Origin of the sequence: Streptomyces sp. Je 1-4 4N24, assembly GCF_026239515.1 — a bacterium.
GTDB lineage: Bacteria > Actinomycetota > Actinomycetes > Streptomycetales > Streptomycetaceae > Streptomyces > Streptomyces nigrescens.
Window position 1 is genome coordinate 8,312,989 of the sequence record NZ_CP110836.1, and the last position, 26,213, is coordinate 8,339,201.

At 71.1% G+C, this 26,213-nt stretch carries 19 protein-coding genes and 1 riboswitch; of the genes, 8 read left to right on the forward strand and 11 right to left on the reverse strand.

Annotated features, from left to right (window positions below):
- On the forward strand, nt 1-885 hold the full coding sequence (locus tag SLV14N_RS36065; RefSeq protein ID WP_263272622.1) for a sigma-70 family RNA polymerase sigma factor: 885 nt from the start codon (nt 1-3) through the stop codon (nt 883-885).
- A gap of 49 nt (nt 886-934) precedes the next feature.
- Here SLV14N_RS36065 and SLV14N_RS36070 read toward each other — a convergent pair whose 3' ends face one another.
- The 3 genes from SLV14N_RS36070 to SLV14N_RS36080 form a co-directional block, all read right to left on the reverse strand.
- Nucleotides 935-2,173 carry a flotillin family protein gene (locus SLV14N_RS36070; RefSeq protein ID WP_208686900.1) on the reverse strand — a complete coding sequence of 413 codons (1,239 nt, stop codon included), beginning with the start codon at nt 2,171-2,173 and terminating at the stop codon, nt 935-937.
- Nucleotides 2,174-2,281: 108 nt separating this feature from the next.
- Nucleotides 2,282-2,503 (reverse strand): hypothetical protein, encoded by a 222-nt coding sequence (locus SLV14N_RS36075; RefSeq protein WP_317633727.1) that lies wholly within the window; start codon nt 2,501-2,503, stop codon nt 2,282-2,284.
- 67 nt (nt 2,504-2,570) lie between these two features.
- Nucleotides 2,571-2,954, reverse strand: coding sequence for a hypothetical protein (locus SLV14N_RS36080; RefSeq protein ID WP_241746210.1), 384 nt, complete (start codon nt 2,952-2,954; stop codon nt 2,571-2,573).
- A 162-nt stretch (nt 2,955-3,116) separates the two neighbouring features.
- Here SLV14N_RS36080 and SLV14N_RS36085 point away from each other — a divergent pair, with 162 nt between their 5' ends.
- Nucleotides 3,117-4,061 carry a hypothetical protein gene (locus SLV14N_RS36085; protein ID WP_263272623.1) on the forward strand — a complete coding sequence of 315 codons (945 nt, stop codon included), beginning with the start codon at nt 3,117-3,119 and terminating at the stop codon, nt 4,059-4,061.
- Between the two features lie 131 nt (nt 4,062-4,192).
- Nucleotides 4,193-4,281, forward strand: a riboswitch (ZMP/ZTP riboswitch).
- Between the two features lie 21 nt (nt 4,282-4,302).
- A complete protein-coding gene (locus SLV14N_RS36090) occupies nt 4,303-5,157 on the forward strand; it encodes a bifunctional 5,10-methylenetetrahydrofolate dehydrogenase/5,10-methenyltetrahydrofolate cyclohydrolase (protein WP_208686904.1) in 855 nt (284 codons plus the stop codon).
- A gap of 95 nt (nt 5,158-5,252) precedes the next feature.
- Here the strand turns inward: SLV14N_RS36090 and SLV14N_RS36095 are convergent, their stop codons facing one another.
- From SLV14N_RS36095 to SLV14N_RS36105, 3 genes are all read right to left on the reverse strand, one after another.
- Complete coding sequence (locus SLV14N_RS36095) at nt 5,253-6,374, reverse strand: NADH:flavin oxidoreductase (RefSeq protein ID WP_208686906.1); 1,122 nt, start codon at nt 6,372-6,374, stop codon at nt 5,253-5,255.
- Nucleotides 6,375-6,582: 208 nt separating this feature from the next.
- A complete protein-coding gene (locus tag SLV14N_RS36100) occupies nt 6,583-7,755 on the reverse strand; it encodes an NAD(P)/FAD-dependent oxidoreductase (protein ID WP_263272624.1) in 1,173 nt (390 codons plus the stop codon).
- Nucleotides 7,752-8,075 carry a bifunctional 3-phenylpropionate/cinnamic acid dioxygenase ferredoxin subunit gene (locus SLV14N_RS36105; protein ID WP_208686910.1) on the reverse strand — a complete coding sequence of 108 codons (324 nt, stop codon included), beginning with the start codon at nt 8,073-8,075 and terminating at the stop codon, nt 7,752-7,754. The genes SLV14N_RS36100 and SLV14N_RS36105 overlap by 4 nt, the downstream gene beginning before the upstream one ends.
- A 167-nt stretch (nt 8,076-8,242) precedes the next feature.
- On the opposite strand from SLV14N_RS36105, the gene SLV14N_RS36110 reads away from it, so the two are divergent.
- The 4 genes from SLV14N_RS36110 (at nt 8,243) to solA (ending at nt 14,092) form a co-directional block, all read left to right on the forward strand.
- Nucleotides 8,243-9,043: an IclR family transcriptional regulator gene (locus tag SLV14N_RS36110; RefSeq protein ID WP_174857592.1), complete on the forward strand. Its 801-nt coding sequence runs from the start codon at nt 8,243-8,245 to the stop codon at nt 9,041-9,043.
- A gap of 188 nt (nt 9,044-9,231) precedes the next feature.
- Entirely contained in the window at nt 9,232-10,317 is a 1,086-nt protein-coding gene (locus SLV14N_RS36115; RefSeq protein ID WP_208686912.1) for an S-(hydroxymethyl)mycothiol dehydrogenase, read from the forward strand.
- Between the two features lie 51 nt (nt 10,318-10,368).
- Nucleotides 10,369-12,864 carry an FAD-dependent oxidoreductase gene (locus SLV14N_RS36120; protein WP_263272625.1) on the forward strand — a complete coding sequence of 832 codons (2,496 nt, stop codon included), beginning with the start codon at nt 10,369-10,371 and terminating at the stop codon, nt 12,862-12,864.
- Nucleotides 12,865-12,931: 67 nt separating this feature from the next.
- Entirely contained in the window at nt 12,932-14,092 is a 1,161-nt protein-coding gene (gene solA, locus SLV14N_RS36125; protein ID WP_263272626.1) for an N-methyl-L-tryptophan oxidase, read from the forward strand.
- A 97-nt stretch (nt 14,093-14,189) separates the two neighbouring features.
- On the opposite strand, the gene SLV14N_RS36130 is transcribed toward solA, so the two are convergent.
- A complete protein-coding gene (locus SLV14N_RS36130) occupies nt 14,190-15,371 on the reverse strand; it encodes an RNA-guided endonuclease TnpB family protein (RefSeq protein WP_208686918.1) in 1,182 nt (393 codons plus the stop codon).
- Nucleotides 15,372-15,553: 182 nt separating this feature from the next.
- Between SLV14N_RS36130 and SLV14N_RS36135 the strand changes: the two genes are divergently transcribed.
- Nucleotides 15,554-16,723 carry an aromatic ring-hydroxylating dioxygenase subunit alpha gene (locus SLV14N_RS36135; protein WP_208686920.1) on the forward strand — a complete coding sequence of 390 codons (1,170 nt, stop codon included), beginning with the start codon at nt 15,554-15,556 and terminating at the stop codon, nt 16,721-16,723.
- Nucleotides 16,724-16,806: 83 nt separating this feature from the next.
- Here SLV14N_RS36135 and sbnA read toward each other — a convergent pair whose 3' ends face one another.
- The 4 genes from sbnA to SLV14N_RS36155 all read right to left on the reverse strand — a co-directional run bounded on the left by sbnA (nt 16,807) and on the right by SLV14N_RS36155 (nt 25,811).
- Nucleotides 16,807-17,850 carry a 2,3-diaminopropionate biosynthesis protein SbnA gene (gene sbnA / locus SLV14N_RS36140; protein ID WP_263272627.1) on the reverse strand — a complete coding sequence of 348 codons (1,044 nt, stop codon included), beginning with the start codon at nt 17,848-17,850 and terminating at the stop codon, nt 16,807-16,809.
- A gap of 222 nt (nt 17,851-18,072) precedes the next feature.
- Entirely contained in the window at nt 18,073-19,143 is a 1,071-nt protein-coding gene (gene sbnB, locus SLV14N_RS36145) for a 2,3-diaminopropionate biosynthesis protein SbnB (protein WP_208686924.1), read from the reverse strand.
- A complete protein-coding gene (locus SLV14N_RS36150) occupies nt 19,140-23,255 on the reverse strand; it encodes an amino acid adenylation domain-containing protein (RefSeq protein ID WP_263272628.1) in 4,116 nt (1,371 codons plus the stop codon). Before SLV14N_RS36150 ends, sbnB begins: the two co-directional genes overlap by 4 nt.
- Nucleotides 23,256-23,261: 6 nt before the next feature.
- Nucleotides 23,262-25,811 (reverse strand): Pls/PosA family non-ribosomal peptide synthetase, encoded by a 2,550-nt coding sequence (locus SLV14N_RS36155; RefSeq protein WP_263273397.1) that lies wholly within the window; start codon nt 25,809-25,811, stop codon nt 23,262-23,264.
- Nucleotides 25,812-26,213: the final 402 nt, after the last annotated feature.

Sequence of the window (26,213 nt, forward strand, 5' to 3'; positions counted from 1 at the left end):
ATGGACGAGCAGGACCGGCTGGCGGAACGGTTCGAGGCACAGCGCGGCCATTTGCGCGCGGTCGCCTACCGGATGCTGGGCTCCCTCAGCGATGCGGACGACGCCGTGCAGGAAGCCTGGCTACGGCTCAGCCGTGTCGACAGCGGAACCGTCGAGAACCTGCCCGGCTGGCTGACGACGGTCGTGTCGCGGCTCTGCCTCGACATCCTGCGCTCCCGCACCGCACGACGGGAGGAACCGGTCGGACAGCAACCGCCCGACCCGGCCCGGGATGCCGCGGACGGGATCGGCCCGGAACCCGAAGCACTGCTGATCGACTCGGTCGGCCGGGCCCTGCTGGTGGTGCTGGACACCCTGGCTCCCGCCGAGCGGATCGCCTTCGTCCTGCACGACATGTTCGCCGTGCCGTTCGACCGGATCGCTCCCCTCGTGGAACGCTCGCCGGTGACCACGAAGAAGCTCGCCAGCCGCGCGCGTCACAAGGTCCAGGGCACCCCCGCCGTTCCCGCCGCCGACCTCGCCCGGCAACGGAAGGCCGTCGACGCCTTTCTCGCCGCCTCGCGCGACGGTGACCTCGACGCGCTGCTCGCGGTGCTGGCCCCCGACGTCGTGCGCCGGGCCGACCCCGCTGCGCTGCCCCCGGGCGCGCCGACGGAGCTCCGCGGTGCGCACTCGGTGGCCGCGGGGACCCTGGTCTTCGGGCGGAAGGCACGGTTCGCGGCGCCGGCGCTGGTGAACGGGGCCGTGGGGATCGTGGTGGCCCCGCGTGGCCGGCTGCTCCTCGCCCTCACCGTCACCGTCGAGGGCGACAGGATCACCGCCTACGACGTGATCGCCGACCCCGCCCGTCTCAGGGAACTCGACCTCGCCGTCCTCGACGGGTGACCGGCCGCCACGGCCCGGCACGCCGTTCCGGTCCCGTACGGATGTCCGGTCAGGACGCACCGGACCCGGCGCCGTCCTGCTTCAGCTTCGTCACCTTCCGCGGCAGTGATCCCGCGCCGTCGGCCAGCGGGGGAGTGGCATCGGGCGCGCCGGTCCCCTTCTTGAGGCTGTCGAGAATGGCCAGTCCCTGGCCGACGATGCCGGAGACGATCTCGTTCATCCCGTCGGTGCCGTTGAGGACGGTCAGCCGGGCGCCGGCGAGGCCCTCGGCTGCGGCCTCGGTGAGGGCGGGGAGGTTCTCGACGGTGCGGTTGGCGGCGATCAGCTCCTGGTTGCCGTCCCGCAGCGAGCCCGCGAGGGCCGTGTTGGCGTCGGCGCGCGCCTGGGCGACGGTCCGCTCGGTGTAGGCGCGGGCGTCCGCCTCGTACCGGACCTGGTCACGCTGGGCCTCCGCCAGAGTGCGCAGCCGGTAGGCCTCGGCGTCCGCGGGGCGGCGTACCTCGGCCTCCAGCCGCTGGGCGGCGAGCGAGGCCTGCCGCTGGGCCAGCGCGGTCTGCTCCTCGATGACCTCCTGCGAGGCCCTGGCCTGGGAGAGCGGGCCCGCCTGCGCGGCACGGGCGTTGTACTGCTCGGTCTCGGCGAGGAACCCGGCCCGTTTGATCGCCGTGTCCCGCTCGTACTCGGCCTTCAGCGCCGCCGCCTGCTGCTCCCGTTCGGTCGCCTCCTGGTCGGCCTTGGCCTGCGCGATCCGGGCCGCGCTGGCGACCGCGGCGGCGTGCGGGGCGGCGAGATTGGTGATGTAGCCGGAGGTGTCGGCGATCTCCTGGATCTGCAGGGCGTCGACGACGATGCCGAGCTTCTCCATCTCGGAGTGGCTGCCGTCCTTGACCTCCTGGGCGACCCGGTCCCGCTCCCGGATGATCTGCTCGACGGTCAGTCCGCCGACGATCGAGCGCAGATGACCGGCGAAGATCCGCCCCACCAGCTCCTCCATCGTGGCCTGCTCGGACAGGAACCGGCGCGCGGCGTTGGCAATGGACGTCTGGTCGTCCCCGACCTTGAAGACGGCAACCGCCCGGACGCCGAGCCGGATGCCCTGCTGGGTGACGCAGTCCTCGGAGATCTCCGCCTCCCGCAGCGACAGCGACAGCAGAGACGCCTTCTGCTTGACGGGCAGGACCCAGCAGCCATGGCCGGTGACGATACGGAATTGGGCGTCCCCGGCCCGGCGCTTCGAGCCGGAGATCAACAGCGCCTCGTTCGGCGCCGGAACATGCCAGAACAACATCGGAAGGCTCCTGGTCCGGTGCGACCGGCCTCGGTCGGGGCGCGGGGACGGCCGCGGGAAAAGGAAGTGCTCACGGGGGCGGCGGGCACGGTCTGCGGGACCGCCGGGTCACGCGGGCAGCGGCGCGACGATCACCGACCGCGCCGAGGTGTGCTCCACCACGATGACCTGTGTGTGCCGGGCGATGGGCTCGCGGGACCAGGCGGCGAAGGCTTCGGAGCCGCCGCGTACGGGCAGCAGCACCTCTCCCGGGCCGTCGGTCGGGATCGAGACGGTCACCCGCCCGATCACCCCGATCGGGCTGAAGTCCGTGTCATCCGTTGCGCTCACCCGGGCTCCGTCGCTGGTCAAAGCCGCTGCCGGCGCAGTCGCCGGACAGCGGTAAATCCTCGACAACTCAACGGTACTCCGGCCGGGGTGCCGTCTGCGCCGCCGGCCCGGCGGCCGCCGCGGACCCGGTTCCGGCGTCCAGACGGGCGGGCCGGGCCGACGGGACCGACGGCTTTCTCGGTGGCAGTACGTCGGGCGCGCGATGGGGCCGGAGGGCCGTGAGGGCGCTCTCGGTCTCCTCCATCAGCGCACGGTAGGAGACCAGGCGCTGCCACTCGGGGTCGGCGACCCCGGGCACCGTGGCGGCACGCTCGGTCCACTGCTTCACCAGCCCGGCGTACACCGGTGTCTGCCTGATGACCTCCGCGGTGATCCACCGCGGCATCTGCCCGGGGCGGGGGAGGGACGTCTGTCCGTGACCTGCGACGGTGCCGGAAGAGGGGACGCTCATGGCCGTAGAAACGATTCTTCGACGCTGGGGTCACTGCGTATTTTTGCAGCCGTCCGTACTTCTGCCAGGCAGGCAGGGACGCGTCTCCATCGAATATCACCTTATGCAGTGATCTATAGCCGGGAAGCGGTCCAATCCGGACGAAGGAACGTTGTCGCAGTCATGGAACCGAGGGAGTTGTGGGAGCGCCACGCGGTACTCGCACAGGCGTTTTGCAGCAGCGATGACGAGGTCCGCCGGACGCAGGGACTCCTCGACGAGGCCGAGGCCCGCCGTTCGCGGACCCTGGCCGCCTTCGCCGTGACCGTGGGCAGTGACGCGGTGGTGGCGGAGCTGCTCGGCCTGGAGGAACGCGAAGTGCGGCTGGCCCGGCGCACGGTGGGCAAGGAAGACGCCCGCGCGGTCGCCAAGAGCCTGCTCGCCCAGCCCGCGTGCGAGCAGCCCCCCGCACCGCAGCAGCCCGCGCAGCAGGCCCCCGCACAGCAGGCCCCCGCACCGCAGCCGGCGCAGACGGCCGCCGCACCAGGGGCCGCCGTGCACCCTCCGGGCCCCTCGGCACCACCACAGGCGGTCCCGGTCGCCGTGCCCCAGCCCCCCTCCGAGCCTGCCTGGGCACCGGCGCTGGACGCCGTCCTGATGAGCAGCTGGCACAACGGAGTTGACCTCACCGCCCTGGCCACCGAACTCGGTCTCGACGTCCGGCTGCTGGTGGCCCGCGCGCAACAGCTGTCCGCCGAGAGCCGCCCGGTCCAGCCTCCGGCGTCGGACCGCGCGGGCCGGCACCGCCGGATGGTCAGTCCCCCGCCCTCCCCACAACCCGAGACCCCACATCTGACCTGGCGCGAGCGACCACAGCAGCCCCCACGGGAGCACTACGAGCAAGAGCCCTGGAAGCAGCAGCCGTACCAGAACTACCCGGACCCGCAGGAGTACCAGGAATACCGGGTGTACGAGGAACACCAGCAGTATCAGCAGCCCACCCAGCCCACCTGGGATGCCAACGCCATCACCGCTGCCCAGCACGACTGGGACGGCATCCTCAGTCAATGGGAGGCCACCGCCGCCCCTCAACCACCCCTCTCCGCACCCGGTCAGGGAGGGGGGTGAGGGGCCTGAGCCGCCGCGCGCCGGAGGCATACGGGCCGCCGAGGGCGTCGCCTGCCGTGGCCGCCGTAGCGCCATGGCCGCCGTGGGCCGATGCCGCCCCTGGGCGGGTGATCAGACGTCGATTACAGTGGGCGCCGAGCCGTGACTGGCGCTTGGGTGGAGTACCACCGGGGAGCGGCTCGGCCATCCACGGTCCGTGCCGCGCGCCTGGGCGATCCCACACGACGCTCAGGAGCAGCTCATGTCCCCGGAAGCCCGCCTCATGGACGGCAGCGCACTGGCCCGCAGCATGGTCGAACAGGCCGCCCGGCGCGCGGCCGACCTCACCGAACGCACCGGCACGGCCCCGTGTCTGGCGACCGTCCTCGTCGGCGAGGACCCCGCCTCGGTGACGTACGTACGCATGAAGCGCAACCGGTGCGCCAAGGCCGGAATCCTCTCCCGGCATGTCGCACTGCCCGCCGCCACCACGACCGCGGAGCTGGTCGACACGATCACCGCGCTGTCGAACGACCCCACCGTGCACGGCATCCTGCTGCAGCACCCGGCCGGCCCGCACATCGACGAGCGGGCCGCGTTCGAGGCGATCGCCCCCGAGAAGGATGTCGACGGCGTCACCTGCCACTCCTTCGCCGCGATGAGCTTCGGCCTGGACGGCTTCGCCTCCTGCACGCCCGGCGGCATCCTCCGGCTGCTGGATCACTATGACGTCGACCTGGCCGGCAAGCATGCCGTCGTGGTCGGCCGCAGCGCGATCCTCGGCAAGCCGGTGGGGATGCTGCTGCTCGGCCGCAATGCCACCGTCACCTACTGCCACTCCCGCACCACCGACCTGGCGTCGCTCACCAAGGAGGCCGATGTCCTGATCGCGGCCGTCGGCCGGCCCCGGTTCCTGCGCGGTGAGCACCTCAAGCCCGGCGCCGTCGTGATAGACGCCGGCTCCAACCCGGGCAACGTCGGCGATATGGACTTCGACTCGGCACGCACCCGCGCCGCCCTGATCACCCCGGTTCCCGGCGGCGTCGGCCCCATGACCATCGCCACCCTGCTCACCCAGACCGTCGACGCCGCGGCCGCCCAGCTGAACGCGGTCTGACCGCCGGCCGGCGGGGCCGGGAAGCTGCCCGGCGGAACGGTGCGGGCGGTGGCGCCGGGCGCGGCACGGACCGGCCGCGCCCGGTGCGTCCGGTGTCAGCTGAGCGTCCGCAGCATCGAGGCGTCGAAGGGCACGAGGGCGTCGGTGCGGCCCTCGAAGATCTTGGCGGCCCACTCCGGGTCGCCGAGCAGGGCCCGCCCGATGGCGACGAGGTCGAACTCGTCCCGCTCCAGCCTGTCCAGCAGCCGGTCGATGCCGGCGACGCCCGCCTGTTCGCCCTTGAACGTCCCGATGAACTCGTTGTCGAGTCCGACGGAGCCCACGGTGAGGGTCGGCCGGCCGGAGAGCTTCTTGACCCATCCCGCGAGGTTGAGGTCCGAGTCCTCGTACTCGGGAAGCCAGTAGCGGCGCGTCGAGCAGTGGAACGCGGTGACGCCGGCCTCCGTCAGCGGCGCCACGACCGCCTGGAGTTCCTCCGGCGAATCGGCAAGGCGGGCCTGGTAGTTGTTCATCTTCCACTGGGACATCCTGAAGAGGACCGGGAAGTCCGGGGAGACCGCTTCCCGGCAGGCCGCCACGATCTCGGCGGCGAACCGCGTGCGGGCGGTGGGGCTGCCGCCGTAGGCGTCGGTACGCCGGTTGGTGCCCGACCACAGGAACTGGTCGATCAAGTAGCCGTGTGCACCGTGCAGTTCGACGCCGTCGAAGCCGAGCCGCTCGGCCGCGGCCGCCGCCTCGGCGAAGGCCGCGATGACATCGTCGAGATCCCGCTGGGTCATGGCATGCCCGGAGGGTGTGCCGTCGAGGGCGATCCCGGACGGGCCGGACGGCGGGGCGTCGGGGAACGGCGGTGCGCCCGCCTGGCGGGCCATGCCGACGTGCCACAGCTGCGGCATGATCGTCCCGCCCGCCGCATGGACCGCCGCCACGACGCGCCCCCAGCCGTCGAGTGCGTCCTCACCGTAAAAGCGGGGGACGGCGGCGCTGGTTCCGGCGGCGGTGTGCTGGACGTAGGTGCCCTCCGTGATGATCAGGCCGACGCCGCCGGCGGCGCGGCGCGCGTAATAGTCCGCGACATCGGCGCCCGGGACACCGCCCGGCGAGAACTCGCGGGTCATCGGCGCCATGGCTATCCGGTTCGGCACGGTGAGGCCGCCCAGGGTGACGGGACGGGAGAGTGTCTGGGCCGCTCGGGTGGCGGAGGCGCTGGGAGTCACGTGTGGGTCTCCTAGGAAGAGAACGCGGTCGCGGAACGCCGCCGGCCGGCAGACGTTCCGCTGTTCCGAACACCCCAAGGCAACTCCGTCATCCGCTTCTCAGTGTCTGCTGCGCCACAGTCGTCCCTCCGCAGACATCACTCCACAGGCATCACTCCACAGGCGTCATCCGGCTCCCGTTCCGCTGTCGCGCCTTCCTGGACGGAGGTCAGGTGGTGACCGGCTGGGTGGCGCGGGCGAGTTCGCGGCGGAGGCGCATGAAGGGGCGGGGGCGGTTGAGGGCCAGTACGGCGGTGGTGCGCCCGTCGCGTTCGTAGCAGGCCAGGAAGCTGCGGTCGTCGGGCGAGCCCTCGACGATGCGCGGGGTGTCGGTGGGCAGTCGCCGGCCGGTGAACTGGATGCGCACGCCGTACTGGTCGGACCAGAAGTACGGCAGGCTCCGGTGGGTGACGACGGTGCCGCCGGCGAGCAGGTTCTGTGCGGCGACGGCGGCCTGTTCGGTGGCGCTGGTCCAGTGCTCGGCGCGGACGCCGTCCACCCTGGCGACATCGCCGGCCGCCACGATGTGGGGCTGCGGGGTGACCCCGCCCGCGTCGCAGCACACCCCGTCGTCGAGCGGGAGTCCGGAACCCTCCAGCCAGGCGGTGTTGGGGCGTACCCCGATGCCGATGACGACCACGTCGGCGGGGAGCATCCGGCCGTCGGCCAGTTCGACCCCGGTGACACGGTTCCCCGCGCCGCCGTCGTGCAGGCGGGCGACACCGGTTCCGGTGAGCAGGGTAACGCCGTGGTCCGCGTGGAGGGCGGAGCAGATCCCGGCCATGGTGTCGCCGAGTTGGGGGACGAGGGGGAGCGGGGCGGCCTCGACCACGGTGACGTGATGGCCGAGACGGGCGCAGGACGAGGCGACCTCGGCGCCGATGAAGCCCCCGCCGATCACCACGACCCGGACCGGGCCCCGGGTCAGCTGTGCGCGCAGTGCCTGGGCGTCCTCAAGGGTGCGCAGGGTGTGGGTTCCGGTGGGTGCCGGGCCGGGGAGGCGGCGCGGGGTGGCGCCGGTGGCGAGGACCACACCGTCGGTGGTCAGGGACCGGCCGCCGTCGAGGAGCACCGTGCGCCCGTGGATGTCGAGCCCGGTGGCCCGGGTGCCGAGCAGCCATTCGGCGTCCAGTTCGGCGATCTCCTCGGCGTCGGCCAGGGCCAGTTGACCCTGGTCAGCGGTGGCGCCGGTGAGGAAGTCCTTGGACAGCGGCGGCCGGTCGTAGGGGCGGTGGTGTTCCTCCCCGACGATCACCAGACGGCCGTCGAATCCTTGGGCGCGCAGGGCCCGCGCGGCGTACAGGCCCGCCAGCGAGGCCCCGATGACAGCGACCGACTTCATGCGGCGGTGCCCTCCTCGGCGGCGTGGTGGTGGACGTGGATCATGCCGTCCTCGACGGTCACGTGGTGGGTGCGCACGGCCCGGCGGGCGGGCAGGCAGGTCGGCGCTCCGGTGCGGAGATCGAATGAAGCGGCGTGCAGCGGGCATTCGACCAGACACCCTTCCAGCCAGCCGTCCGCGAGCGAGGCGTCCTGGTGGGTGCAGGTGTCGTCGATGGCGTACAGCTGCCCGTCGGCGTGGAAGACGGCGATCGGAGGTGCGGTGTCGATGCGTACGGACTCGCCTGCGGGCAGATCGGCGAGATGGCAGACAGGAATCACGGGTCCTCCTGTTACTGTTCGGTATCATCGAGTTTCGCGGTGCGCACGATGAAGCGCTATGCGCAACAGAATCCAGATGGGGAGCGGATGCGTCAAGCGATCCCCGGAAATGCCGATCCTTCGAATCCCGGGCCTCGGCCGGGGTGCCAGGTGGTGAGATCCAACAGATGACGGACATCGTGGAGGGGCAGGCGGAGGACAAGCCGCCGAAACAGCCGGGCAGTGTGCAGTCGGTGGACCGGGCGGTGACGGTCCTGGAGATCCTGGCCCGGCACGGCGAGGCCGGGGTGACCGAAGTCGCCGATGAGCTGGGCGTCCACAAGTCGACCGCGTTCCGGCTGCTGGGCGTGCTGGAGAACCGCGGGCTGGTCGGGCAGGAGCAGGAGCGCGGCAAGTACTACCTGGGCGCCGGGGTGCTGCGGCTGGCCGGTGCGGCGGCCGTACGGCTGGACATCTCGCAGGAAGGCGCGGTGGTCTGCCGGGAGCTGGCCGAGGAGATGGGGGAGACGGTCAACATCGCGGTGCTGGAGAGCGATGCCGCCGTGAACATCATGCAGGCGCGCGGCCCGGCGTCGGTCACCGCGCAGAACTGGCTCGGCCGGCGCACCCCGCTGCACGCCACCTCCAGCGGCAAGGCGCTGCTCGCGTTCCAGCCCGCACCGGTCCAGGAGGCCGTGCTGGCACGGAAGTTGCCGCGGCTCACCGAGCGGACGGTCACCTCGGCCGCCGCGCTGCGCCGGGAGCTCGCCGAAGTGGTCGAGCGCGGTTACGCGGTGGCGTTCGAGGAGCTGGAGCTCGGGCTGCGTGCGGTCGCGGCGCCGGTGCGGGCGCACGACGGCGCGGTGATCGGGGCGATCAGTGTGTCGGTGCCCGCCTACCGGCTGGCCGAGGAGCGGCTGCCCGAGGTCGTCAAGGGCACCGTTGCCGCAGCTGAGGAGCTGTCGCGGCGGATGGGGTACGCCTGTTGACCCGGTGACGAGTGCGGGCGCGGAGGCGGGGCCGGAGCGGATGTTCCGGCCCCGCCCGCGTGTCCGGGTGCGTCATGAGCCCAATTACAAGAGCTGGCCCGTACCTCTTGACGGTGCCGATCCGGCGTCTCCACGATGTCTCTCATCGCGCAACCAGTCGTGCAGTGCGCAACAGTGAGGGGTAGGGCATGCCACACGAGGTCCTTGCCGTCGTCGCGGCGAAACGAGGCGCACCGGTCGAGCCGCAGACGATTGTGGTGCCGGATCCCGGCCCGGGAGAAGTGCTCGTCGCCGTGCAGGCCTGCGGGGTCTGCCACACCGACCTGCACTACCGGGACGGTGCGATCAGCGAGGAATTCCCCTTCCTGCTCGGCCATGAGGCGGCGGGCGTCATCGAGTCCGTCGGCCCCGGCGTCACCGATCTCGCCCCGGGCGACTATGTCGTCCTCGCCTGGCGGGCGCCCTGCGGCAGCTGCCGGTCCTGTCGCCGCGGCCGGCCCTGGTACTGCTTCGACTCCCGTAACGCCACCCGGCCGATGACTCTGGTGGACGGCACCCCGCTCGCCCCCGCGCTCGGCATCGGGGCCTTCGCCGAGAAGACCCTGGTCGCGGCCGGACAGGCGGTCAAGGTCGACCCCAACGCCCGTCCCGAAGCGGCCGGTCTCATCGGCTGCGGGGTGATGGCGGGGTACGGCGCGGCCGTGCACACCGGCGGGGTGGGCAGCGGGGACACCGTCGCCGTCATCGGCTGCGGCGGGGTCGGCAACGCGGCGATCGCCGGTGCCTCGATCGCCGGCGCGCGCCGGGTCATCGCGGTCGACATCGACGACCGGAAGCTGGACGGCGCCACCCGCTTCGGAGCCACCCACACCGTCAACTCCCGCGGTACGGACCCCATCGAGGCGGTCCGCGGACTGACCGGCGGCCATGGCGCGGATGTGGTGATCGACGCGGTGGGCCGCCCCGAGACCTACCGACAGGCCTTCTACATGCGGGATCTGGCCGGCACCCTGGTCCAGGTCGGTGTCCCCGACCCGGACATGCGCATCGAACTGCCGCTCATCGACCTCTTCTCGCGCGGCGGCGCCCTGAAGTCCTCCTGGTACGGCGACTGCCTGCCCAGCCGCGATTTCCCCGTCCTCATCGACCGCTACCTCAGTGGACGGCTCGACCTCGACGGGTTCGTCACCGAGACGATCGCCCTGGACGAGGTGGAGTCCGCGTTCGACAAGATGCGCGACGGACAGGTACTGCGCTCCGTCGTGGTCCTGTAACGGCGTCACAGCCACCCTCGGTGCACCACCCCGACCAGCAGGAGGAGGGACATGTCCCGTACGCCCGCCCACAGTTCCCGCGTGGTTGTCATCGGTGCCGGCATCGTCGGCTGCTCCCTCGCCGATGAGCTGACCGCCCGCGGCTGGACCGAGGTCACCGTCCTCGAACAGGGCCCGCTGCCGGCCCCCGGCGGCTCCACCTCGCACGCCCCCGGCCTGGTCTTCCAGACCGGCCCGTCCAAGACCATGACCGAGTTCGCCGCCTACACCGTCCAGAAGTTCCGCTCCCTCGACGTGGACGGACTGCCCTGCTTCAACCCGGTCGGCGGTCTGGAGATCGCCACCACCGAGGCCCGCTGGGCCGATCTGCACCGCAAGGCCGGACTCGCGGCCTCCTGGGGCGTCCGCGGTGAACTGCTCTCCCCGCAGCAGTGCAAGGAGCTGTGGCCGATGCTCGACGAGACCGCGCTGTACGGCGGTTTCCACACCCCCGACGACGGTCTGGCCCGCGCCGTACTCGCCTGCCGCGCCCAGATCGCACGGGCCGAACAACGCGGCGCCCGCTTCCTGGAGCGGCACACCGTCACCGGGATCGAGCGGGAGGACGGCCGGGTCACCGGCGTCACCACCGACCGCGGCACCTTCCCCGCCGACCATGTCGTCACGGCCGCCGGCTTCTGGGGCCCGGTGATCGGCGCGATGGCCGGGGTGGACGTACCGCTCCTGCCGCTGGCCCACCAGTACGCCACCACGGAACCGCTGCCCGAACTGGCCGGTGTCAACGACCCACGGACAGAGGCGAGCAAGCCGATCCTGCGCTTCCAGGACCGCGACCTCTACTTCCGCGAGCACATCGACCGGATCGGCATCGGCTCCTACGCCCACCGCCCGATGCCCGTCGACCCCTTCGGCGTCCCCGCCTTCGACAATGCGCCCGTGATGCCGTCCTCCCTGCCCTTCACCGAGGACGACTTCGCGCCGAGCTGGCAGGACAGCGTCGGACTGCTGCCCGCACTGGGCTCGTCCCGGGTGGCCGAGGGCTTCAACGGCGTCTTCTCCTTCACCCCCGACGGCATGCCGGTCCTCGGCGAATCCCGTGAACTGCGCGGATTCTGGCTCGCCGAGGCGGTCTGGGTCACCCACTCCGCGGGCGTCGCCCGCGCCGTCGCCGAGTGGATGACCGACGGCCGGCCGGCCATCGACATCCACGAGTGCGACCTCTACCGCTTCGAGGACGCCCAGCGCTCGCCCGCCTATGTCGCCGACCGCGGCGCCCAGAGCTTCATCGAGGTCTATGACGTCATCCATCCGCTGCAGCCCATGGAAGCGCCGCGGCCGCTGCGCACCAGCCCCTTCTACCCACGGCAGCAGGAGCTCGGCGCATACTTCCTGGAGGGCGGCGGCTGGGAGCGCCCGCACTGGTACGAGGCCAACGCCCCGCTCGCCGAAGGGCTTCAGCTCCCCGAGCGCGACGCCTGGTCGGCCCGCTACTGGTCGCCGATCGCCGCCGCCGAAGCCAGAGCCACCCGTGAAAAGGTCGCCCTCTACGACATGACCCCGCTGCGCAGGCTGGAGGTCACCGGCCCCGGCGCCCTCGCCTTCCTCCAGCGCATGACCAGCAACAACCTCGCGAAGAAGCCGGGCGCGGTCACCTACACCCTGCTCCTCGACGAGACCGGCGGCATCCGCTCCGATCTCACCGTCGCCCGGCTCGCCCCCGACCGCTTCCAGGTCGGCGCCAACAGCGGATCCGACCTCGACTGGCTGCTGCGGCACGCCCCCGAGGAGGGAGTCCAGGTCCGTGACATCACCTCCGGCACCTGCTGCATCGGTGTCTGGGGCCCGCTCGCCCGCGCTCTGGTCCAGCCCCTGACCCGCGACGACTTCTCGCACCAGGCCTTCGGCTACTTCCGGGCCCGGCAGACCTACCTCGGTCATGTCCCGGTCACCGCCATGCGCCTCAGCTACGTCGGCGAGCTCGGCTGGGAGCTGTACACGACCGCCGACATGGGGCTGCGGCTGTGGGACACGCTCTGGGAGGCGGGGCAGGAGCACGGGGTGATCGCCGCCGGGCGCAGCGCCTTCAACAGCCTCCGCCTGGAGAAGGGGTACCGCGCCTGGGGCCATGACATGACCACCGAGCACAACCCCTACGAGGCCGGGGTCGGCTTCGCGGTCCGCCCCGCCAAGGGCGACTTCCTCGGCCGGGCGGCGCTGGAGGGCGTGACCGAGGAGACCGTCTCCCGCAGGCTCACCTGCCTCACCCTCGACGACCCCGCGGCCGTCGTGCTCGGCAAGGAACCGGTCCATGCCCCCACTCTCGACTCCGCTCGAGCGGGAGGTGCCCCCTTCGGCGCCCCGGCCGGTTATGTCACCTCCGCGGCCTACGGTTACACCCTCGGCCGCGGGATCGCCTACGCCTGGCTGCCGGTCACCGCGGCGGCCCCCGGCACCGCCGTACACATCGAGTACTTCGGCGAGAAGATCCCCGCCACCGTCGCCCAAGAGCCACTCTTCGACCCGCAGATGGAGCGCATCCGCCGATAGCACCAGGGCAGCCCGTCCGTGGTCCACCGGTGATCCGCTCGCCTCCGTACGCAGAAGGAGCAACCGCATGGCTCCCACCTACGACGTCATCGTTCTCGGCCTCGGCGGTATGGGCAGCGCCGCCGCCCACCACCTCGCCGCCCGGGGCGCCAGGGTCCTGGGCCTGGAGAAGTTCGGTCCGGTACACCACCGCGGCTCCAGCCACGGCGGTTCCCGCATCACCCGCCAGTCCTACTTCGAGGACCCCGCCTACGTACCGCTGCTGCTGCGCTCCTACGAGCTCTACGAGAAGCTGGAGCGGGACACCGGCCGGGAGATCGCCACCCTCTGCGGCGGGGTGATGCTCGGCCGCCCCGACAGCCGTACCGTCAGCGGCAGTCTGGAATCCGCCCGCCAGTGGGACCTCCCGCACGAGATGCTCGAACCCGAGGAGATCCGGCGCCGCTTCCCGACCCTCACCCCCGCCGCGGACGAGGTCGCGCTGTACGAGGCGCGGGCGGGTCTGGTCCGGCCGGAGCACACCGTCGCCGCACATCTCCAGCTCGCCGGCCAGGACGGCGCCGAGCTGCACTTCGAGGAGCCGGTCACCCGCTGGGAGGAGCTTCCCGGCGGTGCCGGGGTCCGCGTCCACACCCCCGAAAGCACCTACACCGCGGGCCAGTTGGTCATCTGTCCGGGGGCCTGGGCGCCCCAGCTGCTCACCGACCTGGGCATGCCGTTCACCATCGAGCGACAGGTCATGTACTGGTTCGCCCCGGACGGCGGCACCGCGCCCTTCGTCCCCGACCGGCACCCGATCTACATCTGGGAGGACGACCGGGGCGTCCAGATCTACGGCTTCCCGTCGATCGACGGACCCGACGGCGGCGCCAAGGTCGCGTTCTTCCGCAAGGGCACCGTCTGCACCCCGGAGACCATCGAACGCACCGTGCACGACCACGAGGTACGCGCCATGGCCGACCAGCTCGCCCCGCGCATCCCCGCTCTCCCCGGCCGCTTCCTCAAGGCCGCCACCTGCATGTACTCCAACACCCCCGATGAACACTTCGTGATCACCCGGCACCCCGCGCACCCGGAGACGGTGACCGTCGCCTGCGGCTTCTCCGGACACGGCTTCAAGTTCGTCCCCGTGGTCGGCGAGATCGTCGCCGATCTCGCGCTGACCGGTGCCACCGCGCACCCCATCGAGCTGTTCGACCCCCGCCGGCCCGCCGCCGCGGCCGCTTGAGGAGAGCCTCCTTGACTCCTCCCCCTCGTGAACGAGGGGGATTCCTGGCTCACGTCGCCTGCGGCCCGGCGGGCCGACAGGTCTTACACGATCAGCGCTAGCCGGGTTGAAGACCAGCCCGGACCAGCATCATGCGGGCGGAGTTCTTATCTCTGGGGGATACGGCTCCGCACGCGGTGCAGGCATAGGTTCTCTCGGAAAGAGGAAGTGCGTGCTTGGTTCTCGCTCCGCACTGCGCACAGTCCATCGTGGTGTGCGCGGGGTGCACCAGATGCACGGCCCGCCCATGCTTGCGGGCCATCTCGGCCAACGCCGCCTTGGTGGCGCCGATCGCGGCGTCGGCCGCCTTGCGGGCCATCGAGGACTTGGCAAGGAACTTCGGCTTGAAGTCCTCCACCGCCAAAGCGTCATGGTCACGGACAACGCGCTTGGCCCACTTGCGCGCGGTGTCCTGACGCTGCCGCGCCACCTTCTTGTGCAGCTTCGCGGTCTGCCGCTTCGCTTCGCGGTAGCCCTTCGACGCGGCCTGCCCCTTCGCGGGTTTGCGACGCGCCATCATCCGCTGGTACTTCGTCAGACGCTGGGCGGCCCTCTTCCCGTACTGCGGATGGGGAAGGTCATGGTCGCCGCTGGTGGTGGTCGCAGTCTCCGTAACGCCCCAGTCGATCCCGATCACACGCCCAGTGGTCGGCAGGTTCTCGGGCACGGTGGGGACGACGAAGGAGACGTACCAGGCGCCGGTACTGTCGCGGTACACACGCACCGAGGACGGCGGCCTGGGCAAGTCCCTCGACCACACCACCCTCACCACGGTGCCGCCCGCAAGGTGCAGGCGGCCATCCCTGAGACAGAAACCCCGCTTGGTGTATTCGAGGGTGGGGAGCGCTTCGCGCTTCTTCTTGTACTTCGGCATCCCCGCCCGCTGCCGCACCGGCAACCGGGCCTTGATGTCCTTGAGCGCCTTCGCCCGGGACCTGCCGAAGTCCCGAACCAACTGCTGCTGGGGCACACACGCACCCTCCCGCAGCCACGGGATCCGGGCGCGGGCTTCGGTCAGCATCGCGGCCAGCTGCACCGGTCCGCACGTACGCTTCTCCACCCCGTCAGGACGGGTCTTGTTCCAAGCGCCGACCTGCTTGGACTTGGCCACGCACTCGTTCCACACCCACCGGCACCGGTCCCACTCCGCTTCGAGTGCGGCGCGGGCCGTGGACGACACACGAAGCCGGTAGGCGAACCGGGCGTGCCCGGCACCTGCTGCCTTCGCTTTCGTCGCCATGAACAGCAACCTATCCGGGGGGACTGACAGTTGAGAGCTCCTGGCCCAAGTGGACGGCCTCGCCACCGTTGCGGGTGGACGCCGATCCGTCCTGACGGCGAATCGGCTTTCCCTGCCCCGCTCACGCGGGAGCTTCGTTTCCTCACCCAGCTGAAGCCGAGCGCATCCACGAAGGAGACACGATGACGACCACGCCCACCGAGTCCTCGCCGGCATCCACCACGCCCGCGACCGCTGCCGCCCCGAGCCTGATCGCCACCCTCGCCGGCCATCACTACACCGACCCCGAGATCTTCCGCCAGGAGCAGGAGAAGATCTTCGAGCGGCTGTGGTTCTGCGCGGTACGCGCCGCCGACCTGGAAAAGCCCGGCGCCTTCCGCACCGTCCGGATCGGCCGGGAGAGCGTGCTGATCACCCGCAACCGCGCCGGTGAGCTGCGCGCCTTCCTCAACATCTGCCGGCACCGCGGCGCGCAGCTGTGCACCGAGGAGTCCGGCGAGGTCCGCCGCAACCTCCAGTGCCCCTACCACGCCTGGACCTACGACCTCGACGGCCGCCTGGTGGCCGCCCCCAACCTGCAGAAGATGCCGGACCTCGACCGCACCGAACGCGGCCTGGTCACCGTGCCGCTCCGGGAGTGGCTCGGCTACGCCTGGGTGTGCCTGGCCGACGAGCCGCCGTCCTTCGAGGACACCGTGATCGGCGCGGCCGTCGAGCGGCTGGGTGACGCCGCCTCCCTCGACCGCTACCGCACCGAAGGACTCGCCCTCGGCAAGCGCCTCACCTACGACGTGCGCGCCAACTGGAAGCTCATCATCGAGAACTTCATGGAGTGCTACCACTGCGCCACCATCCACCCCGAACTCACCGATGTGCTCCCGGAGTTCGCCGACGGCTTCGCCGCCCAGTACTACGTCGGGCACGGTGCGGCGTTCGCCGACGAGGCCACCGGATTCACCGTGGACGGCACCGAGGGCTTCGGCCGGCTCCCCGGTATCGAGGACACCCAGGACCGCCGCTACTACGCGATCACCGTCCGCCCGCAGGTCTTCGTCAACCTCGTCCCGGACCATGTCATCGTCCACCGGATGTTCCCGATGGCTCCCGACCGCACCGTCGTCGAATGCGACTGGCTGTACCTGCCCGAGATCGTCGACTCCGGCGCCGATGTCTCCAAGTCCGTCGAACTCTTCCACCGGGTCAACGCCCAGGACTTCGACGCCTGCGAGCGCACCCAGCCGGCCATGAGCTCCCGCGCCTACCGCAACGGCGGGGTGCTGGTCCCCAGTGAGCACCACATCGGGGCCTTCCACCAGTGGGTCACGGACTGCCTGGCGGGCGGGGGCGGCTGAGCTGTCGAGAGGGCCGGGACGAGCCGGCCTCCCCGTCGCGTGTGGGGCGGCCGGCCCGGCGGCTCCGTGAGGCCGGGGCGGCCTCAGGCATCGTGGCGCCGGCGCCGTCGGCGCGGCTGCGGCTCCGGTGGGGTGGGGCCGAGGGGGGCGACGTCGGCGTCGAATGGGGGATCGGGCGCGAGCACGTCCTCGCCGTACAGATCCTGCACCCAGTTGTCGTGGTAGACGGTGTCGAGGTAGCGCTCGCCGAGGTCCGGGGCGATGGCCACCGCCGTGCGGCCCAGCGCCTCGTGGCGGGTCAGCCAGTCGGTCGCGCCGCTGACCACGGTGCCGGTCGAGCCGCCGAACACGAAGCCGCGTTTGGCCAGCCGGTGGCAGGCGCGGATGGTGTCGGCCTCCTCGACCTGTACGACGTCGTCCACATAGGACTCGTCGAGCAGCGGCGGCTGGACGCTCATGCCCAGGCCGGGAATCATCCGGTGCCCGGGAGTACCGCCGAAGGTCACCGAGCCGACACTGTCCACGGCGATGATCCGAACCGGTCGGTTCCACTCCCGGAAATAGCGGGCACAGCCCATGAGGGTGCCGGTGGTGCCGGCTCCGACGAACAGCAGGTCCAGCCGCGGGAAGGCGCGGGCGATGGCCGGTGCCGTCCTGCGGTAGTGCGCCTGCCAGTTGCTCGGGTTGGTGTACTGACTGAGCCACAGACACCGTTCGTCGGAGGCACACAGGCTGCGGATATAGGCGAGCCGGGCGCCGAGGAAGCCGCCGTTGGACTCCTGGTCGGCGACCACGTGCACCTGGCTGCCCAGAGCCTCCATCATCAGTCTGGTCGCCAAGTTGCAGCGGGAGTCCGTCACGCACAGAAAGCGGTAGCCCTTGCTCGCCGCGATCATGCTGAGCGCCACGCCGAGGTTCCCGGACGAGGACTCGACCAGGATCGTTTCCGGGCGCAGGTCTCCGGCCCGTTCGGCGGACTCCACCATCTCGGTCGCGGCCTTCAGCTTGATCGAGCCGGCGAAGTTGAAGCCCTCACACTTGAGGAAGAGGGAGTGCCCGAAGATCGACCGGAGGTCGACATAGAGCTCCTCCTCGTTGAACGCGTAGGGCGCGGATATGACAGGCACGATGGTCTCCTCATCTGCGGCAGAGCACCGTCGGAAGGTCCGTCCGACCATGGCGGCGGGCTTCGTTCCTGTGGGCGCGGCCGGGTGTCCGACCGAGCCGGACGGGGCGCCGTAACAGGTCCGCGGCAGGGTGCGCCGCACTGCGGCGGTCCGGCTGCTGATCTCTCCGGGCGTGGGTGGTGCATAAGCCTCCTTGCCCTGGACGGCCGAGGTCCCGGCTGCTCATCCGTACCGGCGCAGTTCATGGAAGAAGCCGTCGACGACCTGAAGTTCGCCGGAGCGGACCACCTCGTCGTAGACGTACTTGCCGACCGCGAGATCGAGCACCCCGAGGCCGAACGGGGAGAAGACGGCGGTCCGGTCCGCCGGGACCGCGACCCGGCCGGCCATCACCTCGTCCAGCGTGCCGTGCAGGAACTCCCTGTTGCCGGTGAGCTGTTCGGTCAGATGCGGGGAGGTGGCGGCTCTCAGGCAGTGCTCGATGTCATCGACGATGTTGGTCGACGCCAGCAGGATCTGCGGGGCGAGGTCGCGCAGCGACACATGCACCACCACCGGATGGTGACCGAACCAGGAGACCTCGTGGACATGCGGCGCGGGCGCGACGGTGGCGAAGACCACCAGGTCGCTGGAGCGGATCAGCTCCTCCGCGCTGTGGTGCACGGTGACCCGCCCGGTGGTACGGCACTGCTCCAGGTACAGGCGGAAGCCGGCCGCGCTCTCGGCGGACAGGTCGTGCACGCCGATCTCGTCGAACGACCAGCCGGTCCCTTCCAGGAAGGTGTGGATGTACCGGGCGATCAGGCCCGCTCCGAAGAAGCCGACGCGGGTGGGGCGGGGGCGCCCGCGGCTGAGCCGGTCGGCTGCCGACGCCGCCGACGCGGCGGTCCTGGTCGCGCTGATGATGGAGCTCTCCAGGCAGGCGAACGGGTAGCCGGTGTCATAGTCGTTGAGGATCAGCACGGCCGAGGCCCGGGGGACTCCGGCGGCCACGTTCGGCGGGAAGCTGGAGATCCACTTCATGCCGTCCACCCGCGTCTCTCCGCCGACGGAGGCGGGCAGCGCGATGATCCGGGAGGAGGGGCGGTCGGGGAAGCGCAGGAAGGACGAGGGCGGGTTCACCGACTCGCCTGCACCGTGCAGCCGGTAGGTGGCCTCGATGACGTCCACGAGCTCCTTTTCGCGTCCCTGCAGTGCCCGGTGCACCTGGGCGCCGGAGATCACCGCGAAGGACGGAGTGGGGGGCGGCTCGGCGGGCACGGGCCGGGACGGGGTGGGGCGGACGGTGGTCATGGGAGAGTCACCTCCACGGTCGGCGAGCAGTCGGCCAGGCGCACCGGGTCGGCCAGGGCCACGACCACGTCCCTCGGCCCTTCGAAGGGCTCCCTGCTGTGCGCGGTACGGACGTTGTCGACGAGCAGCAGGTCTCCGGCCTCCCACGGCCGGCGGGCGGTGTGGGCCTCGTAGACCTCGTTGAGCAGCTGTACGACGTCCTCGGTGAGGGGGGCGCCGTTTCCGTAGTGGGTGTTGAACGGCAGCCCGTCGGGGCCGTACTCGTCGGTCAGGTAGTCCCGCACTTCGGGAGCCATCGTCCAGGCGTTGAGGAACGCGATCTGGTTGAACCAGCAGCGGCGGCCGCTGACCGGATGGCGCACCACGGCACTGCGGCGTTGTCGGGTACGCAGACCACCGTCGGACTGCCAGGTGAACTCGATGGCGTGCGCGCGGCAGTAGCGTTCGACGGCGTCCCGGTCCTCGGTGCCGAACGCCTGGTCCAGCGTGGCTCCGATCTCGGGGTGGTAGCTGCGGGTCAGCAGCCAGCCCTCCCGCTCGAACCGCTCGGTCAGGGCCGGGGGCAACGCGTCCAGCACGGCCGCCGAGTCGGCCACCGCGGTGGTCCCGCCGGAGGTGGGGGCGCTCAGGCAGGCGAACAGCATCAGCCCGGGGAACTCCAGGGTGTAACTCAGCTCGTGATGCATGCACATGGGCTGGCTCGGTGGCCACTTCGACGAGGAGTAGACGCCCTCGGAGTAGGTCTGCCGGGCGGCAAAGGCCTCCCGTTCGGACAGCGGAGCGACGTCCAGGCCCTGAAGGACGGCGCCGACCTGTGCCGGGTCGCTCATCCCCAGGCCGCGGACCAGGACCGCACCGTGCTCGGCGACGACGGCGCGCAGCGCGTCCCGCCGCTCGGCCGCCCAGTGCGCCGCGCTGTCGGTGGCCCCGGCCCGCAGCAGCGGAGGTTTGCCGGGTTCCCGTTCCAGTTCGGGCAGGGAGATCGGGAGTGACGACACCATGGCGGTTCTCCTCTCAGGAGCGGCACGGGACGAAGCCGGCCGGGCGATGTCGCACAGCACGGCCTGTGCGGCGTCGTTCGCGCGGGTCTGCAGGAAGAAGTGGCCGCCGTCCGGCAGCTCGTGGAGGTCCACGCACTCGGCCAGTTGCCGCCAGTCGAGATAGCGCCGCGGAAACTCCGCCGTGTGCGGATCGTCGGCGGCGACGACCACGGTGAGCGGCGCGGACAGCTGCACCGCCGGTGTGGTGTCCACCGCGTCACCGAGCAGCTGCGCGCCGAGGAAGACGCGCCGGACCTCCACCCCGCGCTCCTCCAGCCGCTTGGCCGTCGCCACGGCGAAGGCCGTTCCCGACGACTGGCCCCACAGCCGCAGCCCGGTCAGACCGAGGCCGATGATCTCGTCGGCCACCTGCTCGGCGATCTGCTCGGCCACCTGGGCGACCGGCACGCACGGCTCCTCCGCCGCGGCCGTGCCGGACGCGGGCAGGGCGACGGCGTAGAGCGCGGGGCCGCTGCGCCGCAGTGCCTCGGCCAGCGCCTGGAACTCGCCGGTGTCCCCCCGGACACAGGGGAAACACACCAGGGCACCTGCCTGGGCGGCACCCGGTTCCGACAGGGGACGCAGCATTCCGGGGCGCCGCCCGGACCCGCCGTCGACCTGCCGGGCGAGCGCGGCGAGGACCGGGTGGCGGGTGACGTCCTTGACCGAGATCACCCGGTCCAGGGAGACCGCGAGTTCCACGGCCGCCAGCGAAGTGCCGCCGCAGTCGAAGAAGTTGTCCTGCCGGCCGATCCGGTCCTGCGGGATGCCGAGCACCTCGGACCATGCCGCGGCCAGCCGCCGCTCCGTCGGGGTACGCGGTGCGTGATAGGTGTCCTCGACCGCGTCGAGTCCGCCGGCGAGTGCCTCCAGCGCCTTCTTGTCGATCTTGCCGTTGGCGGTCAGCGGAAGACTCTCCCGCCAGAGGAAGACCGACGGGACCATGTACTCCGGCAGCAACTCGCCCAGCCGGCCCCGCAGGACATCGGCCTCCAGCGACTGCCGGCCGGAGTAGAACGCGACCAAGCGTTTGCCCTGACCCGCCCGCTCGGTGACCACCACCGTGCCGTCACCGACCCCGGGCACCCGGAGCAGGGCGTTCTCGATCTCACCCATCTCGATACGGAACCCACGGATCTTGACCTGGCAGTCCCTGCGGCCGAGGAACTCCAGCTTTCCCTCCGGAAGCCAGCGGCCGTGGTCGCCCGCCCGGAAGAGCCGCCGCCCGGGATGGTGCGGGTCCGGCAGGAAGGACTGGCGGGTGCGCTCGGGATCGTTGACGTACCCGCGGCCGACGCAGACCCCGGAGAAGACGATCTCTCCGGGAGCGCCGAGCGGCACCGGCGCCAGGTGCTCGTCCACGACGTACACCTGCACATTGCTGACGGGGCGTCCGAGCGGGATCCGCTCGCTGTCCGGCACGCCGTCCATGACCTCGTGGTTGGTGTCGTCCGAGGTCTCGGTCAGACCGTAGGCATTGACCAGCCTGATCCCGGGCCGGGCCGCGAACCAGCGTTGGACCAGCTCCTTCTTCAGCGCCTCGCCGGTCACCGACACGCACCGCAGGTCCGGCAGTTCGCGAGGCCGCTGCGCAAGCGAGGACAGGACGACATCGAGGTATGACGGGACCACCTGGAGCACCGTGGCCCGTCCGTCGGCCACCGTGTCGATGAAGCGCCCCACGTCCAGCACGGCCGCCTGCTCCACCAGCAGGGTCCGGCCGCCGACCAGCAGCGCCGAGAGCAGCTGCCACAAGGAGATGTCGAAGCACTGGGGCGCGGTCTGGGCGACCACCTGCCCCTCGCCGATCGCCAGGTCGTCGATCTTGGCGTAGAGGTGGTTGAGCATGCCCAGGTGCTCGCACATCGCGCCCTTGGGCTCACCGGTGGAGCCCGAGGTGAAGTAGATGTAGGCCAGCTGATCCGGGTCGACCCGGACCCCGGGGTCGCTGTCGGCGTGGCTCGCTTCGCAGACCGCGTCGATGAAGAGGGCCTGGACCCCGGGAACCGAGGCGAGGGCCCGGTCGAGGCCGGCGCTGCTGCCGGGTTCGGTCAGCACCTGCCGGCATCCGGCGCGGGAGAGCATCAGCGCGATGCGGCCGGGCGGGAAGTGCGGCTCCACGGGCAGGTACACCCCGCCGGCCTTGAAGATCGCGATCACCGCGGCCATCCACTCCAGGTTGCGCTCGGTGACCACCGCGACGACGTCCTCGCGGCCCAGCCCGCGGGCCAGCAGGGTGTGCGCCAACCGGTTGGCGCGGGCGTTGAGTTCGCGGTACGTCCACCGCCGGCTCCCGTGCACGGCGGCAATGGCCTCCGGGTGCGCCCGCACCCGCTGCTCGAACACCTCGTGGAACCGGCGGTCCGGCAGCTGCCGGACCGGACCGGCCAGTCCTTCGAGCTGCAGCCGGAATTCCTCGGCGGACAGCAGGGACTGCCGCCGGTGCTCGGCCTCCGGATCGGCGGCGAGCAGAGTGAGCGCCGTGACGTAGTAGCCGCCGATTCTGGCGGCGCAGTCCTCGTCGAGCACATCGGTCCGGTATCGCAGTCGCAGCACCTCCCGGCCGTCGTGGCGGGCGAGGGTCACCCACAGCACGGTGTCGCCGACCGGACTGCCGTCCTCACCGGGCAGGTCGAACACGGTCTCGGGGGACTCCCCGTCCGGCCCCGCTTCCGGCTCGCTCACGTCGGCGGCGGCCCGACCCCGCCCCAGCAGCTCCACCTCTGCCCGGTGGGTGTCCAGCAGGAGGCCCCGCCAGGAGGCGGCCGCCGTCGTCAGCCGGCACGGCAGCGGTGTGCCGCCCCGCTCGGCGAGATAGCCGGTCGCGACCTCGTGGTCACCGGAGAGCACGGCGAGCACCTTGGCGTGCGCGGCCAGCAGCACCGAACTCAGCGGCACCCGCAGCGTGTCGGCCAGCCGGCGCAGCACGGCCGGCAGATGCTCGGGAAGGACCGACCGGTGCTCCGCGGTGCCCGGTACCGGGACGCGGGTCCATCGCGGGACCTTGGTGAACGCACCGTCGGTCAGCACACCGCGTCCGTAGGCGGTGCGGGCTGTCATGGATGTGGTCATCGGCCTCTACCTCCATCCCTCGCCGGCGTCCCGGCCGCAGGCCTGCCGGGCAGGATTCCCACCCCACTGCGCGTCCCGCGGGACGGCCTCGCCCTTCATGAGGAAGGAGTCGGGCGCGAGCGCCGCGCCGTCGCCCATGGCCACGCCGTAATGGACGAAGGCACCGACGCCGAGCGTGCAGCCTGCTGCGATCGTGCTGCGGTCGGACTTGAAGGTGCCGTCCTCCTGTGAGTGGCACTGGACGACACTCCCCGCGTTGAGGGTGCAGCCGTCTCCGATGGCGACCAGGGTCCGCTCGGTCAGGTAGCAGCCGTCGTCGAAGACCTTGCTGCCGATGCGGACCCCCAGCAGCCGCCAGATCAGGTTCTTGAACGGGGTGCCGTTGAAGAGCAGCAGATACGTCTCCGCGGGCACCTTCCAGAAGCGCTCCCGCCGCCAGAAGCGCGGATCGTAGATCGAGCAGAACAGCGGGACCAGGGGACGGAACACCGTCACGGCCCGTTCGACGAGCACGAAGTAGACGACACCGGACAGCAGGACCAGCACATTGCCCAGCGCGATCGCCAGGGCGCCGACGGAGTCGTAGAGCTCGGCGGCGACCGCCACGAGGAGGGTGACCCAGTAGAAGTAGAGCCACCGCACCAGGAGATAGAGCCCCATGGTGGCGGCGTTGTGCCGGTTCTTGGCGGCGAGGTGGCGGCTCAGCTGCGCGCCGTTCTTCAGCTGGTCGAAGGTGCTGTCCCGCTGGACCGAGCGGGGAATCTCGAAGCTGGGTGAGCCGAGGAGTCCGACGCCCTCCCGGACCTCGCCGTCGACCGGGACCATGACCTTCGTCGCGAGCAGGCAGTTGTCGCCCGTCTTTCCCCGCGAGGGGTAGGCGATGCGGTTCCCGAGGAAGTTGCGTGGTCCGATCGAGGTCCGGGAGACACGGAAGGACGTGTCCGAGAAGTCGGCGTTCATGACCGACAGGCCGTCGGCGACCATCGTCCCGCTCCCGACGGAACTCAGGAACGGCGTCTCGTGCTTGACCTCGGTGCCGAAGTTCGACCCGGTCTGTTCGATCCGGGAGAGGTCGTAACCGAGGCAGCGCAGGTAGTGCACGATGGCGGAGCTGTCGCCGAACAGGCGCATCAGGAACTTCCGGTTGGTCGTGAGGGCGATCAGCCGGTGCACCCCGTAGTGGAAGCCGTACAGCGGATAGACCTTGCCCGGCGTGATGGTCCGGCTGAGGAGCCGGGGGACCGTGGCCTGGAAGAGGAGACCAAGGGGGACGGCAGCGAAGAACAGCAAGGACACCAGCAGGGCGTCCACGTAGAACGTCCAGTGGGTCAGCGCCGTGGGGCCGGGTTCCAGGACCGCGGTGAGCTGCGGTGCCTCGGCCAGCAGGATGCCCACACCGCCGACCGCCAGCGGCACGTACAGGAGCAGCAGGGTCGCCAGCTGCAGGAAGCTGTGCACCGTCCTGCGCAAGGCACCGCACACCGCCGGGTCCACGGCGCGGAAGTCCACATCGGTTCCAGTCCGCTGTGCGGGTGAGCCGTGCCAGCGCTCGCCGTCGGGCACCATCTGCCCGCTGTGCAGGGACGAGGCATGGCCGAGCTGGGCCCCGTCGCCCAGCGCGGTGTCGATGTCGAGCACGGTGGCCTCGCTGATGACCACGTTCTCCCCGAGGACCACCGCGCCCGTCTGGATCAGGCCGTCCTGTGCCCGGTAGCAGCTGAGGAACGAGTCCTTGCGGATGACGGTGCCGTCGCCGATGGCCAGCAGATCGGTGCACACCGGCACACTGCGCGAGAAGACCGCGACGCCTCGCCCGATCCTCGCACCCAGTGCCCTGAGGTAGAGCGGGTAGAGCGGCGAACCGACGAACAGGACCAGCGGGTTCGCGCGGATCAGTGTTTTGACGACCCAGAAGCGGACGTATGCCAGGCTCCAGACGGGGAACTGCTGGGGCTTCCACCGGCCGATGAGGACCCACTTCACCAGGACCGGAAGAGCACACAGGAACAGCAGGCCGGCCGCGCCCCACAGGACGGACCGCAGATAGCTGTCGAACAGGCCCGTCCCGGCGGCGATCCACTCATAGCCCCAGACCGTGAGGACCGCGACGAGACAGGAGTACCCGAGGAACGTCAGAAGCTGCAGCGCTCCGCACAGGACGTACCGGGGAGTGCCCGCGAAGGCCGGGGCCGGAGGGGGAGCCGGGACCGCAGCCGGGTCCGGGGGCGGGGCCTCGACCGGGAAGGACGGTGCGGAGTCCGCCAGAGCCGTCGCCAGCGCCCTGATCGTCGGATACCGGTAGATGTCCTTCATCGAGACCGGCGGCAGGTCGGCGCGCTTCCTGACCCGCGCACAGAAATGCGCCATCACCAAGGAGTCGGCGCCCAGATCGTCGAAGAAGTGCTGGTCCACCGGCGTCTGCCCCGTACCCATGACCTCGGCCAGTGTTGCGGCGAGGGCGTCCTCGACATCGGGACCGGGGAGGCCCACACCGCACCGGCCGGCTGAGGACTCCTCCGGATACGGGGTCAGTTCTTCGACCGGCTTTCCGACCATGGCCGCCTCCCTGAAGAAGCGCCGGCCACTGTCGTCCGGCACTTCGGTCCCGTAGGCGCTCGGTCCGCGTCGCACGGGCAGTTCCTAACGTGTATTCGAGGCCCGGACCGTCTTGGATTCACAAAGGGAGACTTTTCTCCTCCAGGGGGTTGCCCCGTTCCCTTGCGCAAGAGCTCCAAAGCAGGGATGACCTGCGACTTCGCGCCCCTTACCGGCCCTTGTCCGAGGGCCGCCCGAATCCCGCGCGCGAGGGCACCCGGCGGGCGAGGAGTCAAGGTGCGCGGGCCCGGCAGGGGCCCGTCAGCCGAACGGGCGCCGACCGGCTGCGCTCTCCGTGAGGGGGCATCAGCCTGGGAGAGCGCGGCCGACGCGTGACCCCGCGTCCCGGCGCACTCCTTCCCG

Coding starts and splice junctions, on each gene's coding strand:
- SLV14N_RS36130 (WP_208686918.1), bottom strand. CDS start 15,371: ATGGCGACGAAAGCGAAGGCAGCAGGTGCCGGGCACGCCCGGTTCGCC.
- SLV14N_RS36070 (WP_208686900.1), bottom strand. CDS start 2,173: ATGTTGTTCTGGCATGTTCCGGCGCCGAACGAGGCGCTGTTGATCTCC.
- SLV14N_RS36100 (WP_263272624.1), bottom strand. CDS start 7,755: ATGAAGTCGGTCGCTGTCATCGGGGCCTCGCTGGCGGGCCTGTACGCC.
- sbnB (WP_208686924.1), bottom strand. CDS start 19,143: ATGACCACCGTCCGCCCCACCCCGTCCCGGCCCGTGCCCGCCGAGCCG.
- SLV14N_RS36110 (WP_174857592.1), top strand. CDS start 8,243: ATGACGGACATCGTGGAGGGGCAGGCGGAGGACAAGCCGCCGAAACAG.
- SLV14N_RS36155 (WP_263273397.1), bottom strand. CDS start 25,811: ATGGTCGGAAAGCCGGTCGAAGAACTGACCCCGTATCCGGAGGAGTCC.
- SLV14N_RS36065 (WP_263272622.1), top strand. CDS start 1: ATGGACGAGCAGGACCGGCTGGCGGAACGGTTCGAGGCACAGCGCGGC.
- SLV14N_RS36135 (WP_208686920.1), top strand. CDS start 15,554: ATGACGACCACGCCCACCGAGTCCTCGCCGGCATCCACCACGCCCGCG.
- SLV14N_RS36085 (WP_263272623.1), top strand. CDS start 3,117: ATGGAACCGAGGGAGTTGTGGGAGCGCCACGCGGTACTCGCACAGGCG.
- SLV14N_RS36090 (WP_208686904.1), top strand. CDS start 4,303: ATGTCCCCGGAAGCCCGCCTCATGGACGGCAGCGCACTGGCCCGCAGC.
- solA (WP_263272626.1), top strand. CDS start 12,932: ATGGCTCCCACCTACGACGTCATCGTTCTCGGCCTCGGCGGTATGGGC.
- SLV14N_RS36150 (WP_263272628.1), bottom strand. CDS start 23,255: ATGACCACATCCATGACAGCCCGCACCGCCTACGGACGCGGTGTGCTG.
- SLV14N_RS36115 (WP_208686912.1), top strand. CDS start 9,232: ATGCCACACGAGGTCCTTGCCGTCGTCGCGGCGAAACGAGGCGCACCG.
- SLV14N_RS36080 (WP_241746210.1), bottom strand. CDS start 2,954: ATGAGCGTCCCCTCTTCCGGCACCGTCGCAGGTCACGGACAGACGTCC.
- SLV14N_RS36120 (WP_263272625.1), top strand. CDS start 10,369: ATGTCCCGTACGCCCGCCCACAGTTCCCGCGTGGTTGTCATCGGTGCC.